Raw genomic sequence first — 26477 nt, forward strand, 5'->3', positions numbered from 1 at the left:
GCGGCCTGCCGGGCCCCTTGGCGTTTCACGCGTTCACCGACGTCATGCGCCCCCTTGACACCCCTCCTGGGCGGCGGGCACATTGAGTTGCGCAACCTGAACCACGTTGCGCAGAAAGCAACTGACCCGGTTTCGAGTCCGGAGGTGCGGCGATGGCGGGACCCCGAGTGGTCATCATCGGAGCGGGCGTCGTGGGAGCGGCGCTCGCGGACGAGATCTCGGCGCGAGGCTGGACCGATGTGACCGTGGTCGACCAGGGGCCCCTCCCCGCCACCGGCGGCTCCAGCTCCCACGCGCCCGGCCTGGTCTTCCAGACGAACCCCTCCAAGACCATGACGGAGCTGGCCCGCTACACCGTCGAGAAGTTGTGCTCCCTCGACGTCGACGGCAAGCCCTGCTTCCTGCAGGTCGGCGGCCTCGAAGTGGCCACCTCTCCCGAGCGGCTCGCCGAACTCCGGCGCCGCCACGGCTGGATCACCGCCTGGGGCGTCGAAGCCCGGCTGCTGAGCGCCGAGGAGTGCGTCGAGCAGCACCCGCTCGTGAACCGCGACCGGGTCCTCGGCGGCCTCCTGGTCCCGACGGACGGCCTGGCCAAGGCGGTCCTCGCCGTCGAGGCGCAGATCCGCCGGGCCACCGCGCGCGGCGCACGCTTCCTCGCCCACCACGAAGTCCTCGACGTACGGCAGAGCGACGGCCGGGTCACCGGCGTCCACACCGACCAGGGCGAGATCCCCGCTGACATCGTGGTGTGCTGCGCCGGCATCTGGGGCCCGAGGATCGCTCGCATGGTCGGCATGGACCTCCCGCTCACCCCGCTCGCCCACCAACTGGCCTGGACCGGCCCGGTACCGGCGCTGGCAGGCCAGACCGAGGAGGCGATGCGGCCGATACTCCGGCACCAGGACGCCGACCTCTACTACCGCGACCGCTTCGACGGTCTCGGGATCGGTTACTACGGCCACCGCCCCATGCCGGTCTCCGCCGACGACATCGTCTCCATCGAGGAGGCCGCCGTCATGCCGTCGGTACTGGAGTTCACCGAGGAGGACTTCGAGGACGCATGGACCGAGACGCAGTCCCTGCTGCCGGCGACGAGGGAGGCCAAGGTCGAGGAGGGCATCAACGGCCTGTTCTCCTTCACCCCCGACGGGTTCCCGCTCCTCGGTGAGTCCCCGGACGTCCAGGGCTTCTGGGTGGCCGAGGCGGTCTGGGTCACCCACTCGGCCGGAGTCGGCCGGGCCGTCGCCGAGTGGCTGGTGGACGGCCACTGCTCGTCCTTCGACCTGCACGAGTGCGACGTCAACCGCTTCGAGCCGCACCAGCTCTCGCCGGAGTACGTACTGGCCCGCGACTGCCGGAACTTCGTCGAGGTCTACGACATCATCCATCCCCTCCAGCCCTCCGGGGACCCGCGCCCGATCCGTACGAGCCCCTTCTACGCCCGTCAGCAGGAACTGGGCGCCTTCTTCCTGGAGGCGAACGGCTGGGAGCGCCCCCAGTGGTACGAGGCCAACGCCCCGCTGACCGAGGGGCGCAGCATCCCGGTCCCGAACGACTGGGCGGCGCGCTACTGGTCGCCCATCGTCGGCGCCGAGGCCCAGGCCACCCGCGAGACCGTCGCCCTGTACGACATGACGGCGCTCAAGCGTCTGGAGGTCGGCGGCCCCGGCGCGGCTGCGTTCCTGGAGCGGCTGTGCACCGGCAAGGTCGACAAGTCGGTCGGCTCCGTGACCTACACCCTGCTGCTGGACCACGACGGCGGCATCCGCAGCGACATCACCGTCGCCCGGCTGGCCCGTGACCTCTTCCAGGTCGGCGCCAACGGCAACAGCGATCTCGACTGGTTCCGCCGCCACCTCCCGGCCGACGGATCCGTCGCCGTACGCGACATCACCCCGGGCACCTGCTGCATCGGCCTGTGGGGGCCGCTCGCCCGGATGGTGCTGCAGCCCTTGACGGACTCCGACTTCTCCAACGACGGCCTGAAGTACTTCCGCGCCAAGCGCGCCTACATCGGCAGCGTCCCCGTCACCGCGATGCGCCTGTCCTACGTCGGCGAGCTGGGCTGGGAGTTGTACACCACCGCCGACCAGGGCCTGAAGCTGTGGGACACGCTGTGGCGGGCGGCCCGGCCGCTGGGCGGCGTCATCGCGGGCCGCGGCGCCTTCAACAGCCTGCGCCTGGAGAAGGGTTACCGCTCCTTCGCCACAGACATGACCTACGAGCACGACCCCTACGAGGCCGGTCTGGGCTTCGCCGTGAAGGCCGACAAGGGCGACTTCGTCGGCAAGGCGGTGCTCGAGCGGCGCAAGGCCGACGTGCGGCGCAGGCTCGCCTGTCTCACCATCGACGACCCCCAGGCCGTCGTCATGGGCAAGGAGCCGGTGTACGACGGTGACCACGCCGTCGGATACGTCACCAGCGCCGCCTACGGCTACACGATCGGCAAGGGCATCGCCTACGCCTGGCTTCCGGCGCGGCTCGCCACCACGGGCACCGCCGTGCAGATCGGCTACTTCGGCCGGCGCATCGAGGCGGTCGTGGCCGAAGAGCCGCTGTTCGACCCGGCCATGTCCCGTCTCCGTGGCTAGTACTCCGCTCCGGTTTCGAGGGAGCACCGATGGTGACCGTCGAGAGGAACGCGAACCCCGTATGAACCCGCTGAACACACCGCTGGCCGAACTGGATCCCGAAGTCCACGCCGCCCTCCGGGCAGAGCTGCACCGCCAGCAGTCCACTCTCGAAATGATCGCCTCCGAGAACTTCGCGCCCACCGCCGTGCTCGAGGCCCAGGGCTCCGTCCTGACCAACAAGTACGCCGAGGGCTACCCCGGCCGGCGCTACTACGGCGGCTGCGAACACGTCGACGTCACCGAACGGTTGGCCATCGAGCGGATCAAGTCCCTCTTCGGCGCCGGCCACGCCAATGTGCAGCCGCACTCCGGCGCCCAGGCCAACACCGCTGTCTTCTTCGCGCTGTTGCGCCCCGGCGACACGATCCTCGGCCTCGATCTCGCGCACGGCGGGCACCTCACCCACGGCATGCGCATCAACTACAGCGGCAGAATGTTCAACGTCGTGCCGTACCACGTGACCGAGGCCGACAACCTCGTCGACATGCACGAGGTGGAGCGCCTCGCCAAGGAACACCGCCCCAAGATGATCATCGCGGGCTGGTCGGCGTACCCGCGGCAGCTGGACTTCGCGGCCTTCCGCCGCATAGCCGACGAGGTCGGCGCGTACCTCATGGTCGACATGTCCCATTTCGCGGGTCTGGTCGCGGCCGGGCTGCACCCCAGCCCCGTTCCGCACGCGCACGTCGTCACGACCACGACGCACAAGACGCTCGGCGGACCCCGGGGCGGAGTCGTCCTCACCAACGACCGCGACCTCGCCAAGAAGATCAACTCGGCGGTGTTCCCCGGTATGCAGGGCGGCCCGCTGGAGCACGTCATCGCCGCGAAGGCGGTCTCCTTCAAGGTGGCGGCGTCAGCCGAGTTCGCCGAGCGGCAGGCCCGCACCCTCGCCGGCGCCAGTGTCCTCGCCGAGCGTCTCACCCGCCCGGACGCGGCGGACGCAGGGGTGAGGGTTCTCACCGGCGGCACGGACGTCCACCTGGTCCTGGTGGACCTGCGGGACTCCGCGCTCGACGGCAGGCAGGCCGAGGACCTCCTCCACCGGATCGGCATCACCGTCAACCGCAACGCCGTCCCCTTCGACCCGCGCCCGCCCATGGTCACTTCGGGCTTGCGCATCGGCACCCCCGCCCTGGCCACCCGGGGCTTCACCGTGGAGGACTTCGCCGAGGTCTCCGATGTGATCGCGCTCGCCCTCCAGGCCGAGCCGGACGTGGCCGCGCTGCGCGCGCGTACCCAGGCGCTGGCGGCCAGGCACCCGCTCTACCCGCACCTTTCGGAAGGCGGAGACGTCCGTTGAGTTCCAGCACCCCCGGCGCCGAACTGCCCGAGCACCCCGACTTCCTCTGGCGCACGCCCGAACCCCGGCGGTCGTACGACGTGGTGATCGTGGGCGGCGGCGGACACGGCCTCGCCACCGCCCACTACCTGGCGAAGAACCACGGCGTCACCAGCGTCGCCGTACTCGAGAAAGGGTGGCTCGCGGGCGGCAACATGGCCCGCAACACCACCATCATCCGCTCCAACTATCTGTGGGACGAGAGCGCCGGCATCTACGAGCACGCCCTCAAGCTGTGGGAGGGACTGGAGGAGGAACTCGACTACCCGATCCTCTTCTCCCAGCGCGGCGTACTCAACCTCGCCCACAGTCTGCAGGACGTCCGCGACAGCGTGCGCCGCGTCGAGGCCAACCGGCTCAACGGGGTGGACGCGCAATGGCTCGACACCGAGCAGGTCCAAGAGCTCTGCCCGATCGTCAACACCTCCCCCGACGTGCGCTACCCGGTGCTGGGCGGCACCTATCAGCCGCGGGCCGGCATCGCCAAGCACGACTATGTGGCGTGGGGCCTGGCCCGCTCCGCCGACGCCGCCGGGATCGACATCATCCAGAACTGCGAGGTCACCGGGCTCGACATCGCCGGCGGCCGGATCACCGGCGTACGGACGACGCTCGGCCCGATCACGGCGGGCAAGGTGGCACTGTGCTCGGCCGGCCACACCTCGGTGCTGGCCGCAATGGCGGGCATCGAACTGCCCCTGCAGAGCCACCCGTTGCAGGCACTCGTCTCCGAACTCCTCGAACCCGTGCACCCGACGGTCGTGATGTCCAACGCCGTCCATGTGTATGTCAGTCAGGCCCACAAGGGCGAACTGGTGATGGGTGCGGGCATCGACGCGTACAACGCGTACACCCAGCGCGGCGCGTTCCACATCATCGAACAGCAGATGTCCGCCGCCCTGGAACTGTTCCCCGTGTTCGCCCGTGCCCACGTGCTGCGCACCTGGGGCGGCATCGTCGACGTCAGCCCCGACGCGTCGCCCATCGTCGGCCTCACCCCCGTCGACGGCCTCTACCTCAACTGCGGTTGGGGGACGGGCGGTTTCAAGGCGACACCGGGCGTCGGCTGGGTCATGGCCCACACCATCGCGCACGACAGCCCACACCCCCTCAACGCCCCCTTCTCGCTCGACCGTTTCACCACCGGCGCGCTCGTCGACGAGCACGGCGCCGCCGCTGTGGCCCACTAGGGAGCCGAACCATGCTGCTGATCCCCTGCCCGTGGTGCGGGCCCCGCGACGAGGTCGAGTTCCACTACGGCGGTCAGGCGCACGTACCCTGTCCCGAGGACCCGGCGTCCCTCACCGACGAGGAGTGGGCGCGCTATCTCTTCTTCCGCGACAACCCCAAGGGCCCCTTCGCCGAGAGATGGAGCCACGCCGCGGGCTGTCGCAGGTGGTTCAACGCGGTACGGGACACGGCGACGAACAGGATCCTCGCCGTCTACCGGGTGGGAGAACCGCGCCCGTCCACTGCTGAGCCGAGGCCGGCCGCACCAGCCCGTCATGGGGTTCTCCCGAACGATGCCGGAAGTCCAAGGGAGCTTGAGGACAAGTCCGCCCAGGCCGAGGGAAGTTCGACGGACGAGCCCGCGAACAGGGCCCATCCGGTAAGCCACTTGGTCTCGGGACGCGCCGGTGCGGGGGACGCCGACCAGCCCTTCCGCCTCCCCAGCGGTGGCCGGATCGAACGCGACCGCCGCCTGACGTTCGTCTTCGACGGCACCGAGTACGCGGGCTTCCGCGGCGACACTCTGGCCTCGGCCCTCCTCGCCAACGGTGTCATCCAGGCCGCCACCAGCATCAGGTTCGGCCGCCCGCGGGGCGTCTTCTCGGCGGGTGCCGAGGAACCCAACGCGGTGGTCCAGATCGAGGCGCCTTTCCCCGAACCGATGCTTCCGGCGACGACGGTCGAGCTGTACGACGGACTGATGGCGAGCAGCCTGCCCGGCCGGGGACGCCTCGCCGCCGAGCCGGACCCGGCCCGCTACGACGCCGTGCACGCCCACTGCGATCTGCTCGTCGTCGGGGCCGGCCCGGCCGGGCTCGCCGCCGCGGCCGCCGCCGCGCAGAGCGGGGCACGCGTCATCCTCGCGGACGACCAGCCGGAACCCGGCGGCAGCCTCCTCGGAACGGGCGAACATCTCGGCTGGGTGGCCCGGACCAGCGAACTGCTCGAGTCCGCGCCCGAGGTGCGCGTCCTGCGCCGTACCACCGTCTTCGGCCACTACGACGACAACCACCTCCTCGCCGTGGAACGCCGCACCGCCCATCTGGGCGCCGAGGCCCCCGAGCTCGTCTCCCGGGAGCGCGTCTGGCGCATCCGTGCCCGCCGCGTGGTGCTGGCCACCGGCGCGCACGAACGCTCGGTGGCCTTCGCGGACAACGACCGCCCCGGAGTGATGCTCGCCGCCTCGGCGCGGGCCTATGTCAACCGGTACGGGGTCCTGCCGGGCCGCCGTGCCGTCGTGCTCACCACGAACGACAGCGCTTACGCCGCCGCGCTCGACCTCGCCGCGGCGGGCGTCGAGGTGGCCGCGGTCGTCGACACCAGGCCGGAGGCCGGTCAGTGGGCGCGCCGTGCCCGCGCGGCCGGGATCGAGGTGCTGACCGGCCACGCCGTGACCGGCACGGAAGGCGGCCCGCGCCTCACCGGTGTGCGGGTGGCGCCGTACGGCGAGTCAGTGGGGCCAAGGGAGTTCGCCGCGGACCTCCTTCTGGTCTCCGGCGGCTGGAATCCGGCGGCGCACCTGTTCAGTCAGGCGGGCGGCACACTCCGCTACGACGAGTCGCTCGGCACCTTCGTCCCCGGCAGCTCACGTCAGGCGGTGGACGTCGCGGGCAGCGCGAACGGGGCCTTCGGGCTCGCCACTGTGCTCGCGCAGGGAGCGGCCGCCGGTGCCCGCGCGATCGCGGCCGAGGGCTACTCCCCCGCGGCGCCAGCCCTGCCCGTGGTGACCGCACCGCCGCAGTCGCGCCCGATGCAGGTCTTCGCCCTTCCCGGCCACTCCGGCGCACCCCGCTTCGTGGACCTGCAACGCGACGTCACCGTGGACGACCTGGCCCGCGCGACGGGGGCCGGTCTGCGCTCGGTCGAGCACACCAAGCGCTACACGACGGCCGGCACGGCCAACGACCAGGGCAAGACCTCCGGGGTCCTGGCGAGCGGGATCGTCGCGGAATTGCTCGGGGTGGACGTCTCGGCGCTCGGTACGACCACGTTCCGGCCGCCGTACGCGCCCGTCTCCTTCGCCGCACTGGCGGGCCGCGACCGGGGCGCGCTGCACGACCCGGTCCGGGTGACCGCCCTGCACGCATGGCACACCGCGCACGGTGCGGTCTTCGAGAACGTCGGCCAGTGGAAGCGGCCCTGGTACTACCCGCGCGACGGCGAGGACATGGCGGCCGCCGTGCTGCGCGAGTGCCGTGCCGCCCGTGAGGGGGTGGCCTTCATGGACGCCTCCACCCTCGGCAAGATCGATGTCCAGGGCCCGGACGCCGCCGTGTTCCTGGACCGGCTCTACACCAACATGATCAGCACCCTCAGGGTCGGCATGATCCGTTACGGCGTGATGTGCCACCTGGACGGCATGGTCTTCGACGACGGCACCGTCATCCGCCTGGCCCAGGACCGCTTCCTGGTCACCACCACCACGGGCAACGCGGCGGCCGTCCTCGACTGGATGGAGGAGTGGCTGCAGACGGAATGGCCCGAGCTACGGGTCCGCTGCACCTCCGTCACCGAGCAGTGGGCCACCGTGGCCCTGGTGGGCCCGCACTCCCGTGACGTCCTCGGCTCGCTGGCGCCCGGCCTGGCGGTGGACAACGACAGCTTTCCGTTCATGGCATGGCGGGAGACGGCCGTCGCGGGCATCGACGCCCGGGTGTGCCGGATCAGTTTCTCGGGCGAACTCGCCTACGAGATCAACGTGTCGCCGTGGCACGCCCTCGCGCTGTGGGAGGCGGTGCAAGAGGCCGGCGCTCCGTTCGGCATCACGCCGTACGGCACCGAGACCATGCACGTCCTGCGGGCCGAGAAGGGCTATCCGATCATCGGCCAGGACACCGACGGCACGGTCACCCCGCACGACCTGGGCATGAGCTGGGCGGTGTCGAAGAAGAAGCCCGACTTCATCGGCAAGCGCTCCCACTCCCGCGCCGACACGGCCCGCCCCGACCGCAAGCACCTGGTCGGCCTGCTCCCCGAGGACCCGGCCGTCTTCCTCCCCGAAGGCACCCATCTGGTCGCCGACAGCGTGCTGCCCGAACCGCCGGTGCCGATGCTCGGCCACGTCACCTCCAGCTACCGCAGCGCGACGCTGGGCCGGACCTTCGCCCTCGCCCTGGTCAAGGGCGGCCGGGACCGCATCGGCGAACGTCTCTACGCACCCGTCGGCGACCGGCTGCTCCCGGTGACCGTCGCACGTCCCGTCCTCTACGACCCCGAGGGAGCCCGCCGCGATGGCTGAGACCGTCCTGACCGCACAGCCCCGCAGCCCCCTGGCACACGCGGCCGGCCGGCTGGCGGCCGCGACGCGCTCCTCGGGGGGCGCGGTCCGGCTCGCCGAGGTGCCCTTCCTGGCACAGGTCGATGTCCGCCTCGACGCCAAGGGAGCGGCGGCCGACGCCGTCGGAGTGGCCCTCGGATCGCAACTGCCCCTGGAGCCCGGCACCGCCGTCCGCACCAAGGGGCAGACCGCGCTGTGGCTCGGTCCCGACGAGTGGCTGGTGGTGGGCCGGCCGGGCACCCAGCGGGACCTGGAGGGCCGCATCCGTTCCGCGGCCGGAGAGGAACCCGTCTGTGTCACGGACGTGTCCGCCCAGCGCACCACCGTCCTCGTCGCGGGCCCCCGCGCCCGCGATCTGCTGTCCCACGGCTGCTCCCTGGACCTGCACCCGCGTGCGTTCGGCCCCGGCCGCTGCGCCCAGACGACGCTGGCCCGTACCCAGGTGATCCTGGTGGCCCGGGACGGGGTGAGGGCCGGTTTCTGGGTGCTGGTCCGTTCCTCCTTCGCCGGCTATCTCGCCGACTGGCTGCTGGACGCGGCGGCGGAGTACATCTGACACACGGTCTGCCGCTGGGCCGATCGCGCCGCGGACGGGGTGAGCGCAGGGACAGGCAGGTTTCGCCCGTCGGCGCCCCGGGAACCGGGGGACCCATGACGGGTTCCTCAGGCCCGCCGCGGGACGAACGACCCCCGCACCGCGGACTGCGTTCGCGCTGGCACGGCTCGGCCGCCGGTCGGCTCTGGCGGCACGGCAGCGAAATGGAACTGATGCACCGGTCCATGGGGTTCGCCGCGCTGGCGCTGGTCACGCTGGCGCCGCTGCTGATCGTCGTGGCAGCGGCGTCGCCCTTCCAGCACCGCGGCTTCGCCTTCTGGGTGATCGACGGCATGAGCCTTTCGGGGCGCCCCGCGGACGCCGTGGAGCGCCTGTTCTCCGCTCCCCGCAATGTGCTCAGTGCCACCAGCGCCTTCAGCGTCCTCGCCCTCGCGCTCTTCGGGCTCACCTTCGCCTCCAGCGTGCAGACGGGCTACGAGAGGGTCTGGGACCTGCCCGCGGGCCGGTGGCACACGGTGTGGCGCCGCGCCGTGTGGCTCGCGGCTCTGACGGCGTATCTGTATGCCGAGGTGCAGAGCGGCGCGGTGCTCCCGAGCGGGTTGTTCCAGTCCACCATGCGCATCACGCTCACCGTCCTGTTCGGCGTGCTCTTCTTCTGGTGGGGCCAGCACTTCCTGCTGGGCAGCCGTGTGTCCTGGCAGGCCCTGCTGCCCGGCGCGGTGTCGACCATGCTCGGTCTGGTCGGTCTGCGGTGGTTCTCCTACCAGGTGTTCTCCCCGCTCATCGTCAACAACGCGGTCACCTACGGCGCCCTGGGCACCACCCTCGTCGTGCAGTCCTGGCTCATCGGGGTCGGCTTCGTCGTGTTCGGAGGCGCCCTGCTGGGCCGCCACTTCCACGACGCCTACGTCGGGTGGCGGGCGGGGTGAGCCAGGCGGCGCACCGCGGTTCGCCGGGGGTGCGCGGCTGCCTGAACGTGGCGGTACGGAGGACCGGTATGCGTACAACGAGTGAGCCCCACCCCTGAAAAAGGGCGGGGCTCACGTGAGAGCGCCGGGCAGGCCTTGCACCTGCATCTCCCCGCAGGAAGCGGGACGTCTTTCCTTGGACCACCAACGCAGGGCCGAACGCCGGAAGTTGTGGCGCTCTGCCGTGTACTCATCATAGCGTACGCCGGACGGCAACTGAGGGGGCCCCGCGGTGGCGCAAGGACAGGGACACCGCCACACTGAGCGCCGCGACGATCCCGGCGCACAGCACCGCCCACGACCTCGCGAACGTGCAGGCGAGGATCGCGGCCGCGGTCACCGGCAGGACGCACTGCTGCGCGAGTGACCGTTTGTAGTGGCGCGCGTGCAGGAGCCAGGTGAAGAAGACGAATCCGGCAGCGGGGACGGTGACCGCGGCGGCGGCGCTCGATATGCCGATGTGCGCGTCTCCGACCGCCTGCCCGATCGTCACCTCGAGTCCCGCACCGATCCCGGCCGCCATGGAGAAAACGAGATAGTGCCCGTACCCCCACAGGAAAGCGCTGCGGCCGGTCCGCAGATGCTCGTGGATGGGGACGGCGAAGTAGATCCAGTAGGCGGCGAACACGAGCAGCAGGCCCCCTGCCGCGATCGGCACCAGTTCCGTCGACCCGCCTCTGTCCAGAGCGCTCTGCACGGCGACGGTCGCGGCGGCGACCGTCTCGCCGAGGACGATCAGGGTGAACAGTCCGTAGCGTTCGGCGATGTGGTGGGGGTGCCAGGGGGTGGGGTAGGGGCGCTCGGCCAGCACGGGCACGGCGAGTTCCGCGGCCGCGAGCAGGACGAACACCCATGGCTTCGTCGCGCTGTACGGGAGGAAGCCGAACGCCACCCAGCCGATCTGTACGAGGACGACACCGACGGCGTACCGCAGGGCCGTGGCCTGCGCCGCGTCCTGCTCGCTGCGCGCCGCCCTGAGCCATTGGGTGGTCAGGCCCAGCCGCATCACCACGTAACCGACCATGACGATGGAGTAATCCGTGTGGTCGAAGGCGCGAGGCACCCCCGCCGCCAGGATGAGGACACCCGTGATCTGTACCAGCGTGGTGAGCCGGTACGGGACGTCGTCCGTGTCGTACGCGGAGGCGAACCAGGTGAAGTTCATCCAGGCCCACCAGATGGCGAAGAAGATCATGGCGTAGCCCGCGACGCCCTGACCGGTGTGCCCGGCCTCCACGGCATGCGCCAGCCTGCTGCCGGCCTGCGCGACGGCCACCACGAAACACAAGTCGAACAGCAGCTCGAGCGGTGTGGCGACGCGGTGCGCTTCCCCTGGATCGCGCCTGACCATGGTCCGCAGCAATGACCCCGCCGGGACCGTGCCGCCCGCCGGGCCTTCGGCGCGTCCGCTCACGGTCTCCACTCCTTCCCGGCACCCGCCGCTGGTCGAGTGATGTGCGATGTGCCTTGAGTCGATCACATCATCCATGACGAGCAGCCCGTTCGTCAGGCCGGGGCCAGCGGCTCCGGGACCGGTTCGGCGGCACGCTGCCGGTATCGGCCGCCGGGACAGCAGCCGGGGTGGGTGCGGGCGGTGGCCCGGACACAGGATCCGGGCCACCGCCCAAGGGGATCAGACGGCGTCCAGCTCGGCGAACTCCTCGGCCGTGAGCTCCAGTCCCGCGGCCGCCACCGAGTCGCGGATGGTCTCCGGGCGGCTGGATCCGGGGATGGGGACGACCACCGGCGACTTGGCCAGCATCCAGGCCAGGCACACCTGCTGGGGGCTCACCCCGTGGGCCTCGGCGACACGGGCGAACGGCGCGTAGGCCGATCCCAGTTCACTCGCCCGGGAGATGCCGCCCAGCGGGCTCCACGGCAGGAAGGCGATACCGAGTTCGTCGCACAGCCGGAGCTCCGCTTCGCTGGAGCGGAACGCGGGCGAGAACTGGTTCTGGACGGAGACCAGACGGCCGCCGAGGATCTCACCGGCCTGGCGGATCTGGTCCGGGTCGGCGTTGGAGACGCCCGCCATGCGGATCTTGCCCTCGTCGAGGAGGTCCCGCACGGCACCGACGGACTCCGCGTAGGGGACCTTGGGGTCGGGACGGTGGAACTGGTAGAGGCCGATGGCCTCCACGCCCAACCGGCGCAGCGAGGCTTCGCAGGCCTCCTTGATGTGCCGGGGCGACCCGTCCAGGGTCCAGCTGCCGTCGCCGGGACGCAGATGGCCTCCCTTGGTGGCGACGAGGACGTCCGCGCCACGGTCGTGGGAGGCGAGGGCCTTGGCGATCAGGGTCTCGTTGTGACCGACCTCGTTGGCGTCGAGGTGATACGCGTCCGCGGTGTCGATGAACGTGACGCCCGCGTCGAGCGCCGCGTGGATGGTGGCGAGGGAACGCGCCTCGTCCGGCCTCCCCTCGATCGACATGGGCATACCGCCCAGACCGATCGCACTGACCTCGACGTCACCGATGCGGCGGGTGTGCATGAGCTCGTGCCTCTCTCAACTCTCGCTCGGAACCGTGCTCGGCCGGCCTCCGTGGGGGAGACCCCGTCGGTGCCGGCACGTACACCAGCCTGGCCGCCCTGCGCTCAGAGGTCCAATAGAGGAATGCGAACGCATTCAGCAGTACTTCAGCTGAATACTCCCCGGTCGAGCGGGCTTGGCGGCCCCGCAGCCCCGCAGCCCCGACCGACGGACGTCCTGAGCGGTGACCGGATCCACAAGGCGTCGAAGCACGTCCCACGCAACGGCGGGCAGATGAACGGAGGTCACACCGGCGATGCTCTGGCGGCAAGGTAAGAAAGCCGACCCTCGGTTACGCACCGTGAGGCAACCATTCACTCGTTCGATTCGTATAACTCCGTGGAAGTACAGCGAGCCGGCAGGCGGAAGCAACGCCGGAGCGTGACCATCCGCTTGCCCGGGGAAGCACCGAACAAGGAGAGACGATGCGGCCGTTCGCACTCAACTACGCCCGCCACGCCGAGGATGCGGAGGTCAGCACTCCGTACAGGTATGACTCCAGACTGCAGTTGAACGTGCTTCCCGACGGACGTATCGCCGCCCACGAATACGCAGTGTTGCGAGAGTGGGGGGCGACGACTTCCACCGCGGGCTCGAAAACGCACTTCGACGACTGATCACGGGCCGTCGACGATGACCGTGCTGATCCTTACCTGTGAACAGGATGTGACGGCGGACATGGTGGTGGCCGAGTTGAACGGAGCCGGTGTTCCGGTGGTCCGGCTCGACCCCGCGGACCTCCCCGGTGATGTGGCGCTGTCCGGTGAGTACGCACACGGCTCCTTCCACGGACATCTGTCCGTCGGTGAGCGTGTGGTGAGCACGAGCGGACTGCGCTCCATATGGGTGCGCAGGCCCGGAGTTCCGGCCGCACACTCCCCCGAACGGTCCGCCTGGCTGACCGAGGAGTCCGCACAGGCTCTGTACGGGATGCTGCACGCCACCGGTGCGCGCTGGATGAACCGCCCCGACGCGGCCCGCCGGGCCCGCCAGAAGCCCTGGCAACTCCATCTCGCCCAGCGCGTGGGACTCCCGGTACCGGCCACGCTGATCACGACCTTTCCGCAGGCCGCCCGGGACTTCGCCGAGCGCTTCCCCGATCTGGTGGTCAAGCCCGTCTCCGGCACGCACCCGGAGGACCCGCCGCGGGCCGTCCCCACCAGCCGTATCGCTCCGGACGCCGACTTCACCGCCGTCGCCTTCGGCCCGACCCTGCTGCAACGCCGGGTCGCCAAGTACGCCGACATCCGCCTCACCGCCGTCGGCGACCGCCTCCTGGCCGCCCGTAAGACGGCCGATCCGGACGCCGACGACATCGATGTCCGCTTCGCCCCGTCCGACGACCCCTGGCAACCGGTGGACGTCCCGCCGCGCATCGCCACAGCCGTGCACGACTATCTGCGCCAGGCCGAACTGGCCTACGGCGCCTTCGACTTCGTGGAGGACGCCGACGGCATCTGGTGGTTCCTCGAGTGCAACCAGTCGGGCCAGTTCGGCTTCGTCGAGTTGGACACGGGCCAGCCGATCGCCCGCACGCTGGCCGAATGGCTGGCGCGTCATGAGCCGGAACCGAAGGCGAGCTTCAACAGTTCTGTCCCTGCGGACCCTTGAGCGGACGCGGGGCGCGGGCGCGCAATCAGAGGCCCGAAAGTCCTTGTACCGACCACCGCTGCGGACGCGGTACCACATCGTGGAAGTGCGCCCGCCGTACGGTCACTGGCCTTTGCGGCCGACGCCCGCGTACATCCAGTACTCCGACGGGTTGTCCGGGATCTCGTCGTCCGGGTCGGGGCGCCACAGCGGTACGTGGACCAGGCCGGGCCTCGCCAGGCCGAAGCCGTCGAAGAAGGTCGCCCCGCACACCTGGGAGGCAACTCGCCGAACTCACGCCCGGGAAGTGCTGATTCACGCGGTCGGGCAGACCGGGCACCGACGCCGCTACGATGCGGCGGTGGTTGCCCGCCTGCCCAAACTGATCGCGACCGACCTGGACGGCACCCTGCTGCGCCGTGACGGCACCGTCTCCGCACGCACCCTGCGCGCCTTGCGCACCGTCGTCGAGGCGGGTGCCGACATCGTCGTGGTGACGGCCCGCCCACCCCGGTACGTGGACGCCCTGGCCACGGCGACGGGGCTGGGCGGCACGGCGATCTGCAGCAACGGCGCCCTCGTCTACGACCTGGCCTCCCGTACCGTGATCCACTCCCGTCCGCTCGCGGTCTCCGCCGCCCGCACGGTCGCCACCGTGCTGGGCCAGGCCGTCCCGGGCATCGGCTTCGCCGTGGAGGCGGGTCTGAGGGTCCACTACGAACCCGCCTACACGATGCGGCACTCGAGCGACCGCGAGGCCGAGTTCGCTGTGCCTTCCGTTGCCCACCTGTGGACGGTGGAGTCCCCCATCGTGAAGCTCCTCGCCCACTCCGCCGAGTACGAGGCCGACTTCCTCCTGGCCGTCGCCGAGCGCCATGCCGCCGGCCACGCCCACTTCACCCACTCCGGCGGCCGGGGTCTGCTCGAGATCAGCGCCCCCGGCGTCACGAAGGCGGACACACTCTCCGCCCTGTGCGCGACCCGCGGCATCGGCGCCGACGACGTGGTCGCCTTCGGTGACATGCCGAACGACCTGGCCATCCTGAAGTGGGCAGGTTCCGGCTACGCCATGGCGAACGCCCATCCGTCAGTCCGCGCAGCGGTGCCACAGCACACCGTCTCGAACGACGAGGACGGGGTGGCGCTGGTGCTGGAGGGCCTCTTCAACGCTCCAGGAGCGTGAGGTGCCGACCGGCCGGTATGCGATCACCGTGCCGAGCGGCACCGCGATACGCCTGCGAAGGCTCAGTAGCGGGCAGTCAGCGCCCCGTCGACGGCGACAGCCGCGCCGTTGATGAACGGACTCTCGGCACCGGGCGCGCCGCGTGAGCCGGAAGCTGCCGCTCGGTGAGGGCGAAACCTCCCGCACCGCCTGCGCTCGCGCCCTGCTCCGCGGCGGGCTGGAAGAGAAGAGCGGTGAACTCCTGTCCTCTGGGGTGCTTGCGGAGCGTGTGGGCTGGTGCGTCGACCTGGTGTCCGCCATGGTGACGGATCTGCTGTGCGGGCGCTTCAACAGCCGTGATGTGAATGTGCTTGCCTCCGGCGTGGACGCTGGGGGGGCGGAAGCTGCCGTCGAACGCCTGGATGGCGCTACGCCGTCTGGGCTGGAATGCCGCCCCGCCCCAGGGCGCGCGGGTCAACGACCGGATCGTGCGCATGGCCCAAGAGCAGGCCGGACGCACCCTGCGCTCGGCGAAGTGGCGCGCCGACCTGACCGCGGGGGTGCTGGCGACGTGTCCGGTCGATCCACGTAAGCGCACAGCCGCCGAGTGGGAGCAGGTGCGTGCGGCCGTGCCAGGCCAAACGGTGCGACACCCGAACAGGAACGGGTCGACCGGCATCCCATCACGGGATGACTCTTAGCGGTTCACGGACGACATGCCGGCCTCGTCGTAGCGCTGTCCGGCAGCCTGCGGGAGTTCGGCGTCGATACGCGCGAGATCGTCCTTCGTCAGCTCCACATCCACCGCGCCGACGTTCTGCTCGAGGTAGGAGCGGCGCTTGGTGCCCGGGATCGGGACCAGGCCCTCGCCCTGCGCCAGCACCCAGGCGATCGCGAGCTGCGCCGGCGTGACGTCCTTCTCGGCGGCGATCTCCCTCACCTTCTCGGCGAGCCTGAGGTTCGCGTTGAGGTTGTCGCCGGTGAAACGGGGCCCGCTGCGCCGGAAGTCGCCCTCGTCCAGTTCCTCCGGGGAGGAGAACCGGCCCGCGAGGAAGCCGCGTCCCAGCGGCGAGTAGGGCACGAACCCGATCCCAAGCTCACGGCATGCGGGCAGCACCTCGGCCTCCGGGTCGCGGCTCCACAGCGAGTATTCGGTCTGCACCGCGGTGATCGGATGGACGGCGTGGGCACGGCGGATCGTCTCCGCCCCCGCCTCGCTCAGGCCGATATGGCGTACCTTGCCCTCCGCGACCAGTTCCGCCAGCGCCCCGACGGTCTCCTCGATCGGCACATCGGGGTCGACACGGTGCTGGTAGTAGAGGTCCACGTAGTCGGTCCCGAGCCGTTTGAGCGAGCCGTGGATCGAACTGCGTACGTGTTCCGCCGAACCGTCCTGCTTCCCGATGGTGCTCATGTCACCCGGGACGGCGTTGTCCATCCGGTAGTTGAACTTCGTAGCGATCACATACTCGTCACGGTGGCCTTTGATCGCGCGTCCGACCAGCGACTCGTTCGTGAGCGGTCCGTACAGCTGGGCGGTGTCGAGGAAATTGACACCCAGTTCGAGGGCGCGCTGGATGGTCTTGATGCCCTCTTCCTCGTCGGTCGTGCCGTAGAAGGCGGACATCCCCATGCAGCCGAGGCCGATGGCCGAGACCTCCAGGTCCCCAAGCATGCGCTGCTTCATGTTCTCCGCAGCCTTTCGTCGCGATTGTCGTTGTGCTGTTCGGCGGGCTCGGACCTCGCCCGGCCCCTTCCGCCCCGGCGAGCCGGGCCCGTCGCCTCCCGGCCGCCGCACCGGGGCTCGCGAGGCGCATCACCTCCATGGAGCAACCGGTCTCGTGAATCGGCATCTCGGCGGCTCGATGCCGACGCTGTGAAGGCTAGGACTTCGCGTGCACTCGAAGTCAAGGGCCACTTGGCCAAGGGGCCCCTTCGGGCGACGACCATCTGCTGGTCCGGGCTTCCCCTGTCCTGCCGGGCGGAGGCCGCAACCCGGACGGGCTATCGCAGGACCGTGGGTCGCGTACCCGTCCGCCGCACGGATATCGCTGCCCAGGGCGTCCGTGGGCCCGGCCCGGGGCCACAACCCGCCGGGCGATCTTCAGGCCGTTCCTACACCCTGGTCGCGAGGCCCGCCCGAGCCGGGCAGCCGCTCCGCGGGACATCACCCCCTCCCGCCGCGCCCCCCAGACGCCACACAAGGAAGTACGGCAATGAAATTGACGACGTACGCGCTCATCCCGGCGTTGCAAGACGCCCGCGACGCCCACGCCGCGGTCATCGACAGATTCCGGACGGACATGCCGGTCACCCCCGTCGGTCCGCACCGCCAGGCCATGGAACACCACCTCGCCGACGCTCAGGTGTACTTGGGCCGTATCGACGACCACGTACGTGCCATCCGCCCCCGGCACCTGCTGTTCGACACCACCGCGGTGGTCCGCACCCTCATTGCGGGCGCCGTCCGCGCGGCGCGTGTGCCCCTGGAGGTCGGCGCTGTGATCGCCGACGGGGTGCTGTACGCGGGACGTCCGGCGACCGGGCACCGGCTGGTGAGGACCGTCGAGGGCGAATACGCGGTCGCCGCCCGGGCGCTCGCGGCCTGCCGGGTCGGCGAGAGCATCGCCGCCCTCACCGACGACGAGCGGGCCATGGACCTGCTCGGCGGGCTGCGCCACCTGGACGAGCGGATCCTGGAGACGCTGGAGAACAGCCTCGAGCAGCTGGCTCAGACCTTGGTCATGGCGGCCGCCGACGACAGCCTGTCGCTCCGGGCCGGCGGTATGAGCACCAAGGGGGCGCAGCTGTCCGGAGTACGCAGCGGTCAGCTGTGGCAGGACAACCGGACGGGCAGCAGGGCCGGCACCGGTCCGCAAGCGGTGGCCCCGGCCCCCTGGGCGGGATCGATGGACGACGTCAAGCACCGCATGGGGACGACCGGCTGACCGGAGGCCGCGTCCACGCGTGCGGCTCCGGCACGAGCGGGCATCCGCCGTCCTCCGGGACCGGCGGACGACCGGGCACCTCCGGTGCGGAGGGGCCGGCGGCGTCTGCCGGCCCTCCCGGCCACGTCGCATCAGGTGAGGCTGCCCCGTTCGCAGATCCGGCGGGCGACCTCGCGGAGTTTGACGTTGTGCTCCTGTGAGTACCGTCGGAGGACGTCAAAGGCATCTTCCTCCGTGAGGTGGTGGCTGCCCATGAGGATGCCCATCGCCTCACCGATGGTGTGGCGGGTGGCGAGGGCGGACTGGAGCTGTGCGTGCGTGCGGGCGCTGGAGAAGGCGACCGCCGCATGCGAGGCCAGCAACCAGCCCGCGGTCTCGCTGGCCTTGGTGAAGGCACCGGGCCGGCGGGAGTAGAGATTCAGCGCGCCCAGGTCCTCGTCCTCGGTGAACAGCAGGAAGCCCATCATGCTGCCCAGCCCCAACTCGCGGGCTCGTGGCCCGTATTGGGACCAGCGTGGCTGCTCGTCGGTGAAGTCGGCGATCCTGAACACCCGCTCCCCCGCAGCGGTCCGGGCGGCATCGAAACAAGGGCCTTCCCGCAGGCGCTCCTGCAGCCGGTCGCTCTCGCTGACGAGTCGGTGGGTCGGAGCCAGCGACTCCACCACGTCTCCGTGCAGGATGAGGATGCCCGCCGCATCACAGCCCTCCACCAGCTCGGTCGCCGAGCCGGTGATCCTCGCCAGCGTGGCGTCGACCGTTTCCTGCGCCAGCAGCTCGCGCGCCATGGATGCCAGCTGCTCCGCGAAATCTCGCCAGTCCATACCTTCCTCCGTCTGGCCCCGGACCGGCAGGGCTCCCCTATCACCCTGACACGGGCAGGCCCGCCGTGTGACGCAAGACGGCACGACGGGCAGACGGGGACGCTCCGGGGCCTGGCGGACGGGCGGGTGGGACGACCACGAGGGCGGAGTGTGGCCCGAGCGGGCCCTGCGCCTGGTCGACGAGGGCCGCGCCGCGCCCGGCCGGGGGACAGGAGAGCCGCCGCTCAGCTCTTCCTGCGGCGGTACGCCCACCACACGACCGCGGCACCCGCGGCGGCCGACAGCACCACGGTACGGTTGCCGCGCACCGCCTCCGCGCCTTCCGCCGCTTTCCGGCGTACCGGTTCGGGCGTCCGCTGCTCCAGGATGTGCCCGGCCTGACCGGCCTTGGCCCGGGCCTGGCCGGCGGCCTCGGACGCCTTGTCCTTCACCGTCGCGGGCACCTTCTCCTGCACCCGGTGGGCCGCCTCGGCGGCCTTGGTCCTCACTTCCTCGGCCTTGAGGCCCGCCTGCTCCCTGACCTCGGCCGCCTTCGCCCGGGCGCGTGCCTTCACGTCGGTCTTGCCGACCAGCGCCGCGACCGTCCGGCCGAGTTCCTCCCGGGTACGCTCGACCTGTTTCGCCAACTCGTCGGGGCTGGTGGCGGATTGCTCCTCGCGGGACGTCTTGCTCATCGGTGTGCACTCTCCTTGATCTCAGCCACGTCGGCCTTGACGCTGTCGATGGTCTGTTCAGGGGCAGGGGGTGCGGCCCCGGTGAACTGCTTCCTGCCGGTCAGCGCCATGACCGTGGTGATCGCGCCCAACAACGCCGTCATGACCAGAGCGGCGGCCCACACGGGCAGCACCAGCGCCAACGCCGCGATCGCGGTGGCGACGAGGGCCTGCAGCGTGAGCATGCCGACCACGCCCGCGCCCCCGAAGAGCCCACCACCCCTGGCGTAGCGTCCGCCCTTCTCCTTCATCTCCGCCTGCGCCAGCTTCAGTTCGCCGCGCACAAGAGCCGTCAGCTGCTGCGAAGCCTGCTGCACCAGCTCGCTCACCGGCTCCGCGTCCGAGCCTCGAGCACCGTGGCCCGGCGGGGCGGAGTACGACTTCGCGTCCGACACGAACGATCACCTCTCGTCTCGGTCTTGGCACAGGTGCCTCGCACCCGGCCGTCCGGTGAGGGCGCGGGTACCCCGATCGGGCCCGTTCAGCATCAGGCGTCGCTGACCGCGTTCCCTTGCGAACTCGTCCGCCGATCACCGCACTTGACGGCTGGGTCTCAGCGGATCCGGACCATGGACCGCGGCTGTGGGAGCCGGGCCGGTTCAGCAGGCCGCGCAGGCATCTCGCACATGCCCGCCCGCTTCCGCACCGGCGGCCACACGAGCGACCGGGCGGTCGTCGACACCGCCATCGAACCGGACGGTCCCGGCAGCGGGCACCACGATGCACATACGGCCGGCCGGGGCGGAGCGCCGCCTGTGCTCCGGGTCCGATGTCCACACCGGCCGCCCAGAGACACCCGGGTCAGCGGTTTTGCGACGGGAAGAGGGTGTTGCACCGTACAAGTGGTGTATCCCCTGACACAGTCGTAGCGTCGGGACAGAAAACAGCCCGGCGACGGCATATGGGTCCGAAGACAGGCGGCCTGGAGCGGACATGCGCAGACACTCAGTCAGTACGACGGTCACCCTGTGTGCCGTCGCATCGCTCGCGGCGGCCATGGGACCAGCGTCCGCCGCCCCCGTGGCGGCACCACCGAGCGTGCACACCGAGGCCCGGCAGCCGGGACAACCCGTACTGGTCGACTGTCTGTGGCAGCCGCAGGTACACCCCGGCGACTTCATGATCGCCTGCGGCGACGGCAACAGCCGCCTCTCCTCGCTCCGCTGGTCGCAGTGGGGCCCGGACGCGGCTCTGGCCACGGGCATCAATCTGGTGAACGACTGCAAGCCGTACTGCGCGGCGGGCAAGTTCCACTCGTACCCGGTGGTCGTGCGGCTCGACCGCCCGGAGCCCTGGAAGAAGCACCCGCAGACGCAGCAGTTCACCCGGATGAGTCTCGTCTACACCGACGACAGGCCGGAGGGATTCGAACAAGCAGTGACGTATCCCCTGTGGAGCTGACCTGGCACTGGCCTTCCGGGCGACCGCCCCATTCCGACCCCCGACGGAGTTGCCGTGAAATTCGGAATCGCGACCTTCATCACCGATCAGGGCATCCGCCCCGCCCCGCTCGGCAGGGCGCTGGAGGAGCGGCTGTTCGACTCACTGTTCATCGCCGAGCACTCCCACATCCCGGTGGACCGCCAGTCGCCCTACCCGGGCGGCGGTGAGCTGCCGCAGATCTACTACCGCACCCTCGACCCCTTCGTCGCCCTGAGCACGATCGCCGCGGTGACCGAGCGGCTGCTGCTGGCGACCGGTATCGCACTGATCCCGCAGCGCGACCCGATCATGACGGCCAAGGAGGTGGCCTCGCTCGATCTGGTCTCGGACGGCCGTGCCGTGTTCGGCGTGGGCGTCGGGTGGAACCGTGAGGAGATGAGGAACCACGGTGCCGACCCCACGACCCGCGGCCGGCTCACCGACGAGCGACTGCGGGCCATCCGGGAGCTGTGGACTACGGACAAGGCGGAGTTCCACGGCGAGTTCGTGAACTTCGACCCCGTCTTCTCCTGGCCCAAACCCGTGCAGCAACCGCACCCTCCGATCTACGTCGGTGGCGGCGAGGGCGCCTTCCCACGGGTGGTGCAGCTGGGTGACGCATGGCTGGCCAACAGTGTCCCGCCGGACAAGCTCGGCCCCCAGATCGAGCGGCTGCGTTCGCTTGCCGGCCGCGACGTGCCGGTGACGGTGTACGCGATTCCCGACGACCCCGAGCTGATCGAGGGCTACATCGCTCTGGGGGTCGAGCGGCTGCTGTTCTATCTGCCGACGACGCCCGAGCGCGAGACGCTGGAGAAGCTCGATCAGCTCGCCGAGGTCGCGGCCCGCTACTCCTGAGGCCCTGTTTCTCTTCTGGCCGAAACCCACGTTTATCCACCGCGCCAGGGATCACTCGGAGCGGTGACACCGAAGTCAGACACGACTGGAGTGAGCAACGGTGGCTGGAGACCAGAAGGCCAAGGGCAAGATGGAGCAGGCCAAGGGCAAGACCAAGCAGACGGTCGGCCGTACCGTCGGCAACGAGAAGATGGCGGCCGAAGGCCGGGCCGAGAAGGCGAAGGGCGCCGCGCGTCAGGCGAAGGAGAAGACCAAGGACGTCTTCAAGGACTGACGAGCGCGACACCCGCGGCGGGGCCACCGTTCGGCCGAACGGTGGCCCCGCCGCGGGTGTCGCGCTCGTCAGTCCTTGAAGACGTCCTTGGTCTTCTCCTTCGCCTGACGCGCGGCGCCCTTCGCCTTCTCGGCCCGGCCTTCGGCCGCCATCTTCTCGTTGCCGACGGTACGGCCGACCGTCTGCTTGGTCTTGCCCTTGGCCTGCTCCATCTTGCCCTTGGCCTTCTGGTCTCCAGCCACCGTTGCTCACTCCAGTCGTGTCTGACTTCGGTGTCACCGCTCCGAGTGATCCCTGGCGCGGTGGATAAACGTGGGTTTCGGCCAGAAGAGAAACAGGGCCTCAGGAGTAGCGGGCCGCGACCTCGGCGAGCTGATCGAGCTTCTCCAGCGTCTCGCGCTCGGGCGTCGTCGGCAGATAGAACAGCAGCCGCTCGACCCCCAGAGCGATGTAGCCCTCGATCAGCTCGGGGTCGTCGGGAATCGCGTACACCGTCACCGGCACGTCGCGGCCGGCAAGCGAACGCAGCCGCTCGATCTGGGGGCCGAGCTTGTCCGGCGGGACACTGTTGGCCAGCCATGCGTCACCCAGCTGCACCACCCGTGGGAAGGCGCCCTCGCCGCCACCGACGTAGATCGGAGGGTGCGGTTGCTGCACGGGTTTGGGCCAGGAGAAGACGGGGTCGAAGTTCACGAACTCGCCGTGGAACTCCGCCTTGTCCGTAGTCCACAGCTCCCGGATGGCCCGCAGTCGCTCGTCGGTGAGCCGGCCGCGGGTCGTGGGGTCGGCACCGTGGTTCCTCATCTCCTCACGGTTCCACCCGACGCCCACGCCGAACACGGCACGGCCGTCCGAGACCAGATCGAGCGAGGCCACCTCCTTGGCCGTCATGATCGGGTCGCGCTGCGGGATCAGTGCGATACCGGTCGCCAGCAGCAGCCGCTCGGTCACCGCGGCGATCGTGCTCAGGGCGACGAAGGGGTCGAGGGTGCGGTAGTAGATCTGCGGCAGCTCACCGCCGCCCGGGTAGGGCGACTGGCGGTCCACCGGGATGTGGGAGTGCTCGGCGATGAACAGTGAGTCGAACAGCCGCTCCTCCAGCGCCCTGCCGAGCGGGGCGGGGCGGATGCCCTGATCGGTGATGAAGGTCGCGATTCCGAATTTCACGGCAACTCCGTCGGGGGTCGGAATGGGGCGGTCGCCCGGAAGGCCAGTGCCAGGTCAGCTCCACAGGGGATACGTCACTGCTTGTTCGAATCCCTCCGGCCTGTCGTCGGTGTAGACGAGACTCATCCGGGTGAACTGCTGCGTCTGCGGGTGCTTCTTCCAGGGCTCCGGGCGGTCGAGCCGCACGACCACCGGGTACGAGTGGAACTTGCCCGCCGCGCAGTACGGCTTGCAGTCGTTCACCAGATTGATGCCCGTGGCCAGAGCCGCGTCCGGGCCCCACTGCGACCAGCGGAGCGAGGAGAGGCGGCTGTTGCCGTCGCCGCAGGCGATCATGAAGTCGCCGGGGTGTACCTGCGGCTGCCACAGACAGTCGACCAGTACGGGTTGTCCCGGCTGCCGGGCCTCGGTGTGCACGCTCGGTGGTGCCGCCACGGGGGCGGCGGACGCTGGTCCCATGGCCGCCGCGAGCGATGCGACGGCACACAGGGTGACCGTCGTACTGACTGAGTGTCTGCGCATGTCCGCTCCAGGCCGCCTGTCTTCGGACCCATATGCCGTCGCCGGGCTGTTTTCTGTCCCGACGCTACGACTGTGTCAGGGGATACACCACTTGTACGGTGCAACACCCTCTTCCCGTCGCAAAACCGCTGACCCGGGTGTCTCTGGGCGGCCGGTGTGGACATCGGACCCGGAGCACAGGCGGCGCTCCGCCCCGGCCGGCCGTATGTGCATCGTGGTGCCCGCTGCCGGGACCGTCCGGTTCGATGGCGGTGTCGACGACCGCCCGGTCGCTCGTGTGGCCGCCGGTGCGGAAGCGGGCGGGCATGTGCGAGATGCCTGCGCGGCCTGCTGAACCGGCCCGGCTCCCACAGCCGCGGTCCATGGTCCGGATCCGCTGAGACCCAGCCGTCAAGTGCGGTGATCGGCGGACGAGTTCGCAAGGGAACGCGGTCAGCGACGCCTGATGCTGAACGGGCCCGATCGGGGTACCCGCGCCCTCACCGGACGGCCGGGTGCGAGGCACCTGTGCCAAGACCGAGACGAGAGGTGATCGTTCGTGTCGGACGCGAAGTCGTACTCCGCCCCGCCGGGCCACGGTGCTCGAGGCTCGGACGCGGAGCCGGTGAGCGAGCTGGTGCAGCAGGCTTCGCAGCAGCTGACGGCTCTTGTGCGCGGCGAACTGAAGCTGGCGCAGGCGGAGATGAAGGAGAAGGGCGGACGCTACGCCAGGGGTGGTGGGCTCTTCGGGGGCGCGGGCGTGGTCGGCATGCTCACGCTGCAGGCCCTCGTCGCCACCGCGATCGCGGCGTTGGCGCTGGTGCTGCCCGTGTGGGCCGCCGCTCTGGTCATGACGGCGTTGTTGGGCGCGATCACCACGGTCATGGCGCTGACCGGCAGGAAGCAGTTCACCGGGGCCGCACCCCCTGCCCCTGAACAGACCATCGACAGCGTCAAGGCCGACGTGGCTGAGATCAAGGAGAGTGCACACCGATGAGCAAGACGTCCCGCGAGGAGCAATCCGCCACCAGCCCCGACGAGTTGGCGAAACAGGTCGAGCGTACCCGGGAGGAACTCGGCCGGACGGTCGCGGCGCTGGTCGGCAAGACCGACGTGAAGGCACGCGCCCGGGCGAAGGCGGCCGAGGTCAGGGAGCAGGCGGGCCTCAAGGCCGAGGAAGTGAGGACCAAGGCCGCCGAGGCGGCCCACCGGGTGCAGGAGAAGGTGCCCGCGACGGTGAAGGACAAGGCGTCCGAGGCCGCCGGCCAGGCCCGGGCCAAGGCCGGTCAGGCCGGGCACATCCTGGAGCAGCGGACGCCCGAACCGGTACGCCGGAAAGCGGCGGAAGGCGCGGAGGCGGTGCGCGGCAACCGTACCGTGGTGCTGTCGGCCGCCGCGGGTGCCGCGGTCGTGTGGTGGGCGTACCGCCGCAGGAAGAGCTGAGCGGCGGCTCTCCTGTCCCCCGGCCGGGCGCGGCGCGGCCCTCGTCGACCAGGCGCAGGGCCCGCTCGGGCCACACTCCGCCCTCGTGGTCGTCCCACCCGCCCGTCCGCCAGGCCCCGGAGCGTCCCCGTCTGCCCGTCGTGCCGTCTTGCGTCACACGGCGGGCCTGCCCGTGTCAGGGTGATAGGGGAGCCCTGCCGGTCCGGGGCCAGACGGAGGAAGGTATGGACTGGCGAGATTTCGCGGAGCAGCTGGCATCCATGGCGCGCGAGCTGCTGGCGCAGGAAACGGTCGACGCCACGCTGGCGAGGATCACCGGCTCGGCGACCGAGCTGGTGGAGGGCTGTGATGCGGCGGGCATCCTCATCCTGCACGGAGACGTGGTGGAGTCGCTGGCTCCGACCCACCGACTCGTCAGCGAGAGCGACCGGCTGCAGGAGCGCCTGCGGGAAGGCCCTTGTTTCGATGCCGCCCGGACCGCTGCGGGGGAGCGGGTGTTCAGGATCGCCGACTTCACCGACGAGCAGCCACGCTGGTCCCAATACGGGCCACGAGCCCGCGAGTTGGGGCTGGGCAGCATGATGGGCTTCCTGCTGTTCACCGAGGACGAGGACCTGGGCGCGCTGAATCTCTACTCCCGCCGGCCCGGTGCCTTCACCAAGGCCAGCGAGACCGCGGGCTGGTTGCTGGCCTCGCATGCGGCGGTCGCCTTCTCCAGCGCCCGCACGCACGCACAGCTCCAGTCCGCCCTCGCCACCCGCCACACCATCGGTGAGGCGATGGGCATCCTCATGGGCAGCCACCACCTCACGGAGGAAGATGCCTTTGACGTCCTCCGACGGTACTCACAGGAGCACAACGTCAAACTCCGCGAGGTCGCCCGCCGGATCTGCGAACGGGGCAGCCTCACCTGATGCGACGTGGCCGGGAGGGCCGGCAGACGCCGCCGGCCCCTCCGCACCGGAGGTGCCCGGTCGTCCGCCGGTCCCGGAGGACGGCGGATGCCCGCTCGTGCCGGAGCCGCACGCGTGGACGCGGCCTC

At 70.4% G+C, this 26477-nt stretch carries 26 protein-coding genes; 16 read left to right on the plus strand and 10 right to left on the minus strand.

What is annotated here, in order from left to right; translation table 11 throughout:
- Positions 1-152 precede the first annotated feature (152 nt).
- The 6 genes from ACWDA7_RS15465 to ACWDA7_RS15490 all read left to right on the plus strand — a co-directional run bounded on the left by ACWDA7_RS15465 (position 153) and on the right by ACWDA7_RS15490 (position 9967).
- Complete coding sequence (locus ACWDA7_RS15465) at positions 153-2591, plus strand: GcvT family protein (RefSeq protein WP_450604730.1); 2439 nt, start codon at positions 153-155, stop codon at positions 2589-2591.
- Positions 2592-2652: 61 nt separating this feature from the next.
- Entirely contained in the window at positions 2653-3936 is a 1284-nt protein-coding gene (gene glyA / locus ACWDA7_RS15470; RefSeq protein ID WP_450604731.1) for a serine hydroxymethyltransferase, read from the plus strand.
- Positions 3933-5165 (plus strand): sarcosine oxidase subunit beta family protein, encoded by a 1233-nt coding sequence (locus ACWDA7_RS15475; protein WP_450604732.1) that lies wholly within the window; start codon positions 3933-3935, stop codon positions 5163-5165. Before glyA ends, ACWDA7_RS15475 begins: the two co-directional genes overlap by 4 nt.
- 11 nt (positions 5166-5176) lie before the next feature.
- Positions 5177-8443 carry a sarcosine oxidase subunit delta family protein gene (locus ACWDA7_RS15480; RefSeq protein WP_450604734.1) on the plus strand — a complete coding sequence of 1089 codons (3267 nt, stop codon included), beginning with the start codon at positions 5177-5179 and terminating at the stop codon, positions 8441-8443.
- Positions 8436-9038 carry a sarcosine oxidase subunit gamma gene (locus tag ACWDA7_RS15485; RefSeq protein ID WP_450604736.1) on the plus strand — a complete coding sequence of 201 codons (603 nt, stop codon included), beginning with the start codon at positions 8436-8438 and terminating at the stop codon, positions 9036-9038. The genes ACWDA7_RS15480 and ACWDA7_RS15485 overlap by 8 nt, the downstream gene beginning before the upstream one ends.
- Positions 9039-9133: 95 nt before the next feature.
- Positions 9134-9967 (plus strand): ribonuclease BN, encoded by an 834-nt coding sequence (locus ACWDA7_RS15490; RefSeq protein ID WP_450604738.1) that lies wholly within the window; start codon positions 9134-9136, stop codon positions 9965-9967.
- A 232-nt stretch (positions 9968-10199) separates the two neighbouring features.
- Here the strand turns inward: ACWDA7_RS15490 and ACWDA7_RS15495 are convergent, their stop codons facing one another.
- Positions 10200-11429 (minus strand): low temperature requirement protein A, encoded by a 1230-nt coding sequence (locus ACWDA7_RS15495; protein WP_450604740.1) that lies wholly within the window; start codon positions 11427-11429, stop codon positions 10200-10202.
- Between the two features lie 210 nt (positions 11430-11639).
- Complete coding sequence (locus ACWDA7_RS15500; RefSeq protein ID WP_450604741.1) at positions 11640-12497, minus strand: aldo/keto reductase; 858 nt, start codon at positions 12495-12497, stop codon at positions 11640-11642.
- 464 nt (positions 12498-12961) lie between these two features.
- Between ACWDA7_RS15500 and tgmA the strand changes: the two genes are divergently transcribed.
- Both tgmA and tgmB read left to right on the plus strand, forming a co-directional pair.
- Positions 12962-13153 (plus strand): putative ATP-grasp-modified RiPP, encoded by a 192-nt coding sequence (gene tgmA / locus ACWDA7_RS15505; protein ID WP_450604742.1) that lies wholly within the window; start codon positions 12962-12964, stop codon positions 13151-13153.
- Positions 13154-13169: 16 nt separating this feature from the next.
- Positions 13170-14147, plus strand: a complete 978-nt coding sequence (gene tgmB / locus ACWDA7_RS15510) for an ATP-grasp ribosomal peptide maturase (RefSeq protein WP_450604743.1) — start codon at positions 13170-13172, stop codon at positions 14145-14147.
- Between the two features lie 102 nt (positions 14148-14249).
- Here tgmB and ACWDA7_RS15515 read toward each other — a convergent pair whose 3' ends face one another.
- On the minus strand, positions 14250-14399 hold the full coding sequence (locus ACWDA7_RS15515) for an SAM-dependent methyltransferase (protein WP_450604745.1): 150 nt from the start codon (positions 14397-14399) through the stop codon (positions 14250-14252).
- An 88-nt stretch (positions 14400-14487) separates the two neighbouring features.
- Between ACWDA7_RS15515 and ACWDA7_RS15520 the strand changes: the two genes are divergently transcribed.
- On the plus strand, positions 14488-15309 hold the full coding sequence (locus tag ACWDA7_RS15520) for a Cof-type HAD-IIB family hydrolase (protein ID WP_450604746.1): 822 nt from the start codon (positions 14488-14490) through the stop codon (positions 15307-15309).
- Between the two features lie 676 nt (positions 15310-15985).
- Here ACWDA7_RS15520 and ACWDA7_RS15525 read toward each other — a convergent pair.
- On the minus strand, positions 15986-16975 hold the full coding sequence (locus ACWDA7_RS15525) for an aldo/keto reductase (protein ID WP_450604747.1): 990 nt from the start codon (positions 16973-16975) through the stop codon (positions 15986-15988).
- 529 nt (positions 16976-17504) lie between these two features.
- Here ACWDA7_RS15525 and ACWDA7_RS15530 point away from each other — a divergent pair.
- Complete coding sequence (locus tag ACWDA7_RS15530) at positions 17505-18236, plus strand: hypothetical protein (protein WP_450604748.1); 732 nt, start codon at positions 17505-17507, stop codon at positions 18234-18236.
- Positions 18237-18367: 131 nt separating this feature from the next.
- On the opposite strand, the gene ACWDA7_RS15535 is transcribed toward ACWDA7_RS15530, so the two are convergent.
- The 3 genes from ACWDA7_RS15535 to ACWDA7_RS15545 all read right to left on the minus strand — a co-directional run bounded on the left by ACWDA7_RS15535 (position 18368) and on the right by ACWDA7_RS15545 (position 20099).
- A complete protein-coding gene (locus ACWDA7_RS15535) occupies positions 18368-19057 on the minus strand; it encodes a GAF and ANTAR domain-containing protein (RefSeq protein ID WP_450604749.1) in 690 nt (229 codons plus the stop codon).
- A gap of 224 nt (positions 19058-19281) precedes the next feature.
- Positions 19282-19731, minus strand: a complete 450-nt coding sequence (locus tag ACWDA7_RS15540) for a DUF3618 domain-containing protein (protein WP_450604750.1) — start codon at positions 19729-19731, stop codon at positions 19282-19284.
- Positions 19728-20099, minus strand: a complete 372-nt coding sequence (locus ACWDA7_RS15545; RefSeq protein ID WP_450604753.1) for a phage holin family protein — start codon at positions 20097-20099, stop codon at positions 19728-19730. Before ACWDA7_RS15545 ends, ACWDA7_RS15540 begins: the two co-directional genes overlap by 4 nt.
- A 604-nt stretch (positions 20100-20703) precedes the next feature.
- Between ACWDA7_RS15545 and ACWDA7_RS15550 the strand changes: the two genes are divergently transcribed.
- The 3 genes from ACWDA7_RS15550 to ACWDA7_RS15560 all read left to right on the plus strand — a co-directional run bounded on the left by ACWDA7_RS15550 (position 20704) and on the right by ACWDA7_RS15560 (position 22324).
- On the plus strand, positions 20704-21171 hold the full coding sequence (locus tag ACWDA7_RS15550) for a hypothetical protein (RefSeq protein WP_450604751.1): 468 nt from the start codon (positions 20704-20706) through the stop codon (positions 21169-21171).
- 54 nt (positions 21172-21225) lie between these two features.
- A complete protein-coding gene (locus ACWDA7_RS15555; protein ID WP_450604752.1) occupies positions 21226-22050 on the plus strand; it encodes an LLM class F420-dependent oxidoreductase in 825 nt (274 codons plus the stop codon).
- 100 nt (positions 22051-22150) lie between these two features.
- Positions 22151-22324 (plus strand): CsbD family protein, encoded by a 174-nt coding sequence (locus tag ACWDA7_RS15560; RefSeq protein ID WP_359401620.1) that lies wholly within the window; start codon positions 22151-22153, stop codon positions 22322-22324.
- A gap of 68 nt (positions 22325-22392) precedes the next feature.
- Here the strand turns inward: ACWDA7_RS15560 and ACWDA7_RS15565 are convergent, their stop codons facing one another.
- The 3 genes from ACWDA7_RS15565 to ACWDA7_RS15575 form a co-directional block, all read right to left on the minus strand.
- Entirely contained in the window at positions 22393-22566 is a 174-nt protein-coding gene (locus ACWDA7_RS15565) for a CsbD family protein (RefSeq protein ID WP_359401620.1), read from the minus strand.
- Positions 22567-22666: 100 nt separating this feature from the next.
- Entirely contained in the window at positions 22667-23491 is an 825-nt protein-coding gene (locus tag ACWDA7_RS15570) for an LLM class F420-dependent oxidoreductase (RefSeq protein WP_450604752.1), read from the minus strand.
- A gap of 54 nt (positions 23492-23545) precedes the next feature.
- The gene (locus tag ACWDA7_RS15575; RefSeq protein ID WP_450604751.1) at positions 23546-24013 is read right to left on the minus strand and encodes a hypothetical protein; all 468 of its coding nucleotides are present in this window, start codon (positions 24011-24013) and stop codon (positions 23546-23548) included.
- A 604-nt stretch (positions 24014-24617) separates the two neighbouring features.
- Here ACWDA7_RS15575 and ACWDA7_RS15580 point away from each other — a divergent pair.
- From ACWDA7_RS15580 to ACWDA7_RS15590, 3 genes are all read left to right on the plus strand, one after another.
- A complete protein-coding gene (locus ACWDA7_RS15580) occupies positions 24618-24989 on the plus strand; it encodes a phage holin family protein (protein ID WP_450604753.1) in 372 nt (123 codons plus the stop codon).
- Complete coding sequence (locus tag ACWDA7_RS15585; RefSeq protein WP_450604750.1) at positions 24986-25435, plus strand: DUF3618 domain-containing protein; 450 nt, start codon at positions 24986-24988, stop codon at positions 25433-25435. The genes ACWDA7_RS15580 and ACWDA7_RS15585 overlap by 4 nt, the downstream gene beginning before the upstream one ends.
- Before the next feature lie 224 nt (positions 25436-25659).
- Positions 25660-26349, plus strand: a complete 690-nt coding sequence (locus tag ACWDA7_RS15590; RefSeq protein ID WP_450604749.1) for a GAF and ANTAR domain-containing protein — start codon at positions 25660-25662, stop codon at positions 26347-26349.
- The last annotated feature ends 128 nt before the right edge of the window (positions 26350-26477 follow it).

The sequence above is a fragment of the Streptomyces sp. NPDC001156 genome, assembly GCF_053598275.1.

What these genes read in the sequence shown, in the direction of transcription:
- ACWDA7_RS15465 (WP_450604730.1), top strand. Translation starts at nt 153, where the DNA reads ATGGCGGGACCCCGAGTGGTCATCATCGGAGCGGGCGTCGTGGGAGCG.
- glyA (WP_450604731.1), top strand. Translation starts at nt 2,653, where the DNA reads ATGAACCCGCTGAACACACCGCTGGCCGAACTGGATCCCGAAGTCCAC.
- ACWDA7_RS15480 (WP_450604734.1), top strand. Translation starts at nt 5,177, where the DNA reads ATGCTGCTGATCCCCTGCCCGTGGTGCGGGCCCCGCGACGAGGTCGAG.
- ACWDA7_RS15485 (WP_450604736.1), top strand. Translation starts at nt 8,436, where the DNA reads ATGGCTGAGACCGTCCTGACCGCACAGCCCCGCAGCCCCCTGGCACAC.
- ACWDA7_RS15490 (WP_450604738.1), top strand. Translation starts at nt 9,134, where the DNA reads ATGACGGGTTCCTCAGGCCCGCCGCGGGACGAACGACCCCCGCACCGC.
- ACWDA7_RS15500 (WP_450604741.1), bottom strand. Translation starts at nt 12,497, where the DNA reads ATGCACACCCGCCGCATCGGTGACGTCGAGGTCAGTGCGATCGGTCTG.
- tgmA (WP_450604742.1), top strand. Translation starts at nt 12,962, where the DNA reads ATGCGGCCGTTCGCACTCAACTACGCCCGCCACGCCGAGGATGCGGAG.
- tgmB (WP_450604743.1), top strand. Translation starts at nt 13,170, where the DNA reads ATGACCGTGCTGATCCTTACCTGTGAACAGGATGTGACGGCGGACATG.
- ACWDA7_RS15525 (WP_450604747.1), bottom strand. Translation starts at nt 16,975, where the DNA reads ATGAAGCAGCGCATGCTTGGGGACCTGGAGGTCTCGGCCATCGGCCTC.
- ACWDA7_RS15530 (WP_450604748.1), top strand. Translation starts at nt 17,505, where the DNA reads ATGAAATTGACGACGTACGCGCTCATCCCGGCGTTGCAAGACGCCCGC.
- ACWDA7_RS15535 (WP_450604749.1), bottom strand. Translation starts at nt 19,057, where the DNA reads ATGGACTGGCGAGATTTCGCGGAGCAGCTGGCATCCATGGCGCGCGAG.
- ACWDA7_RS15540 (WP_450604750.1), bottom strand. Translation starts at nt 19,731, where the DNA reads ATGAGCAAGACGTCCCGCGAGGAGCAATCCGCCACCAGCCCCGACGAG.
- ACWDA7_RS15550 (WP_450604751.1), top strand. Translation starts at nt 20,704, where the DNA reads ATGCGCAGACACTCAGTCAGTACGACGGTCACCCTGTGTGCCGTCGCA.
- ACWDA7_RS15575 (WP_450604751.1), bottom strand. Translation starts at nt 24,013, where the DNA reads ATGCGCAGACACTCAGTCAGTACGACGGTCACCCTGTGTGCCGTCGCA.
- ACWDA7_RS15585 (WP_450604750.1), top strand. Translation starts at nt 24,986, where the DNA reads ATGAGCAAGACGTCCCGCGAGGAGCAATCCGCCACCAGCCCCGACGAG.
- ACWDA7_RS15590 (WP_450604749.1), top strand. Translation starts at nt 25,660, where the DNA reads ATGGACTGGCGAGATTTCGCGGAGCAGCTGGCATCCATGGCGCGCGAG.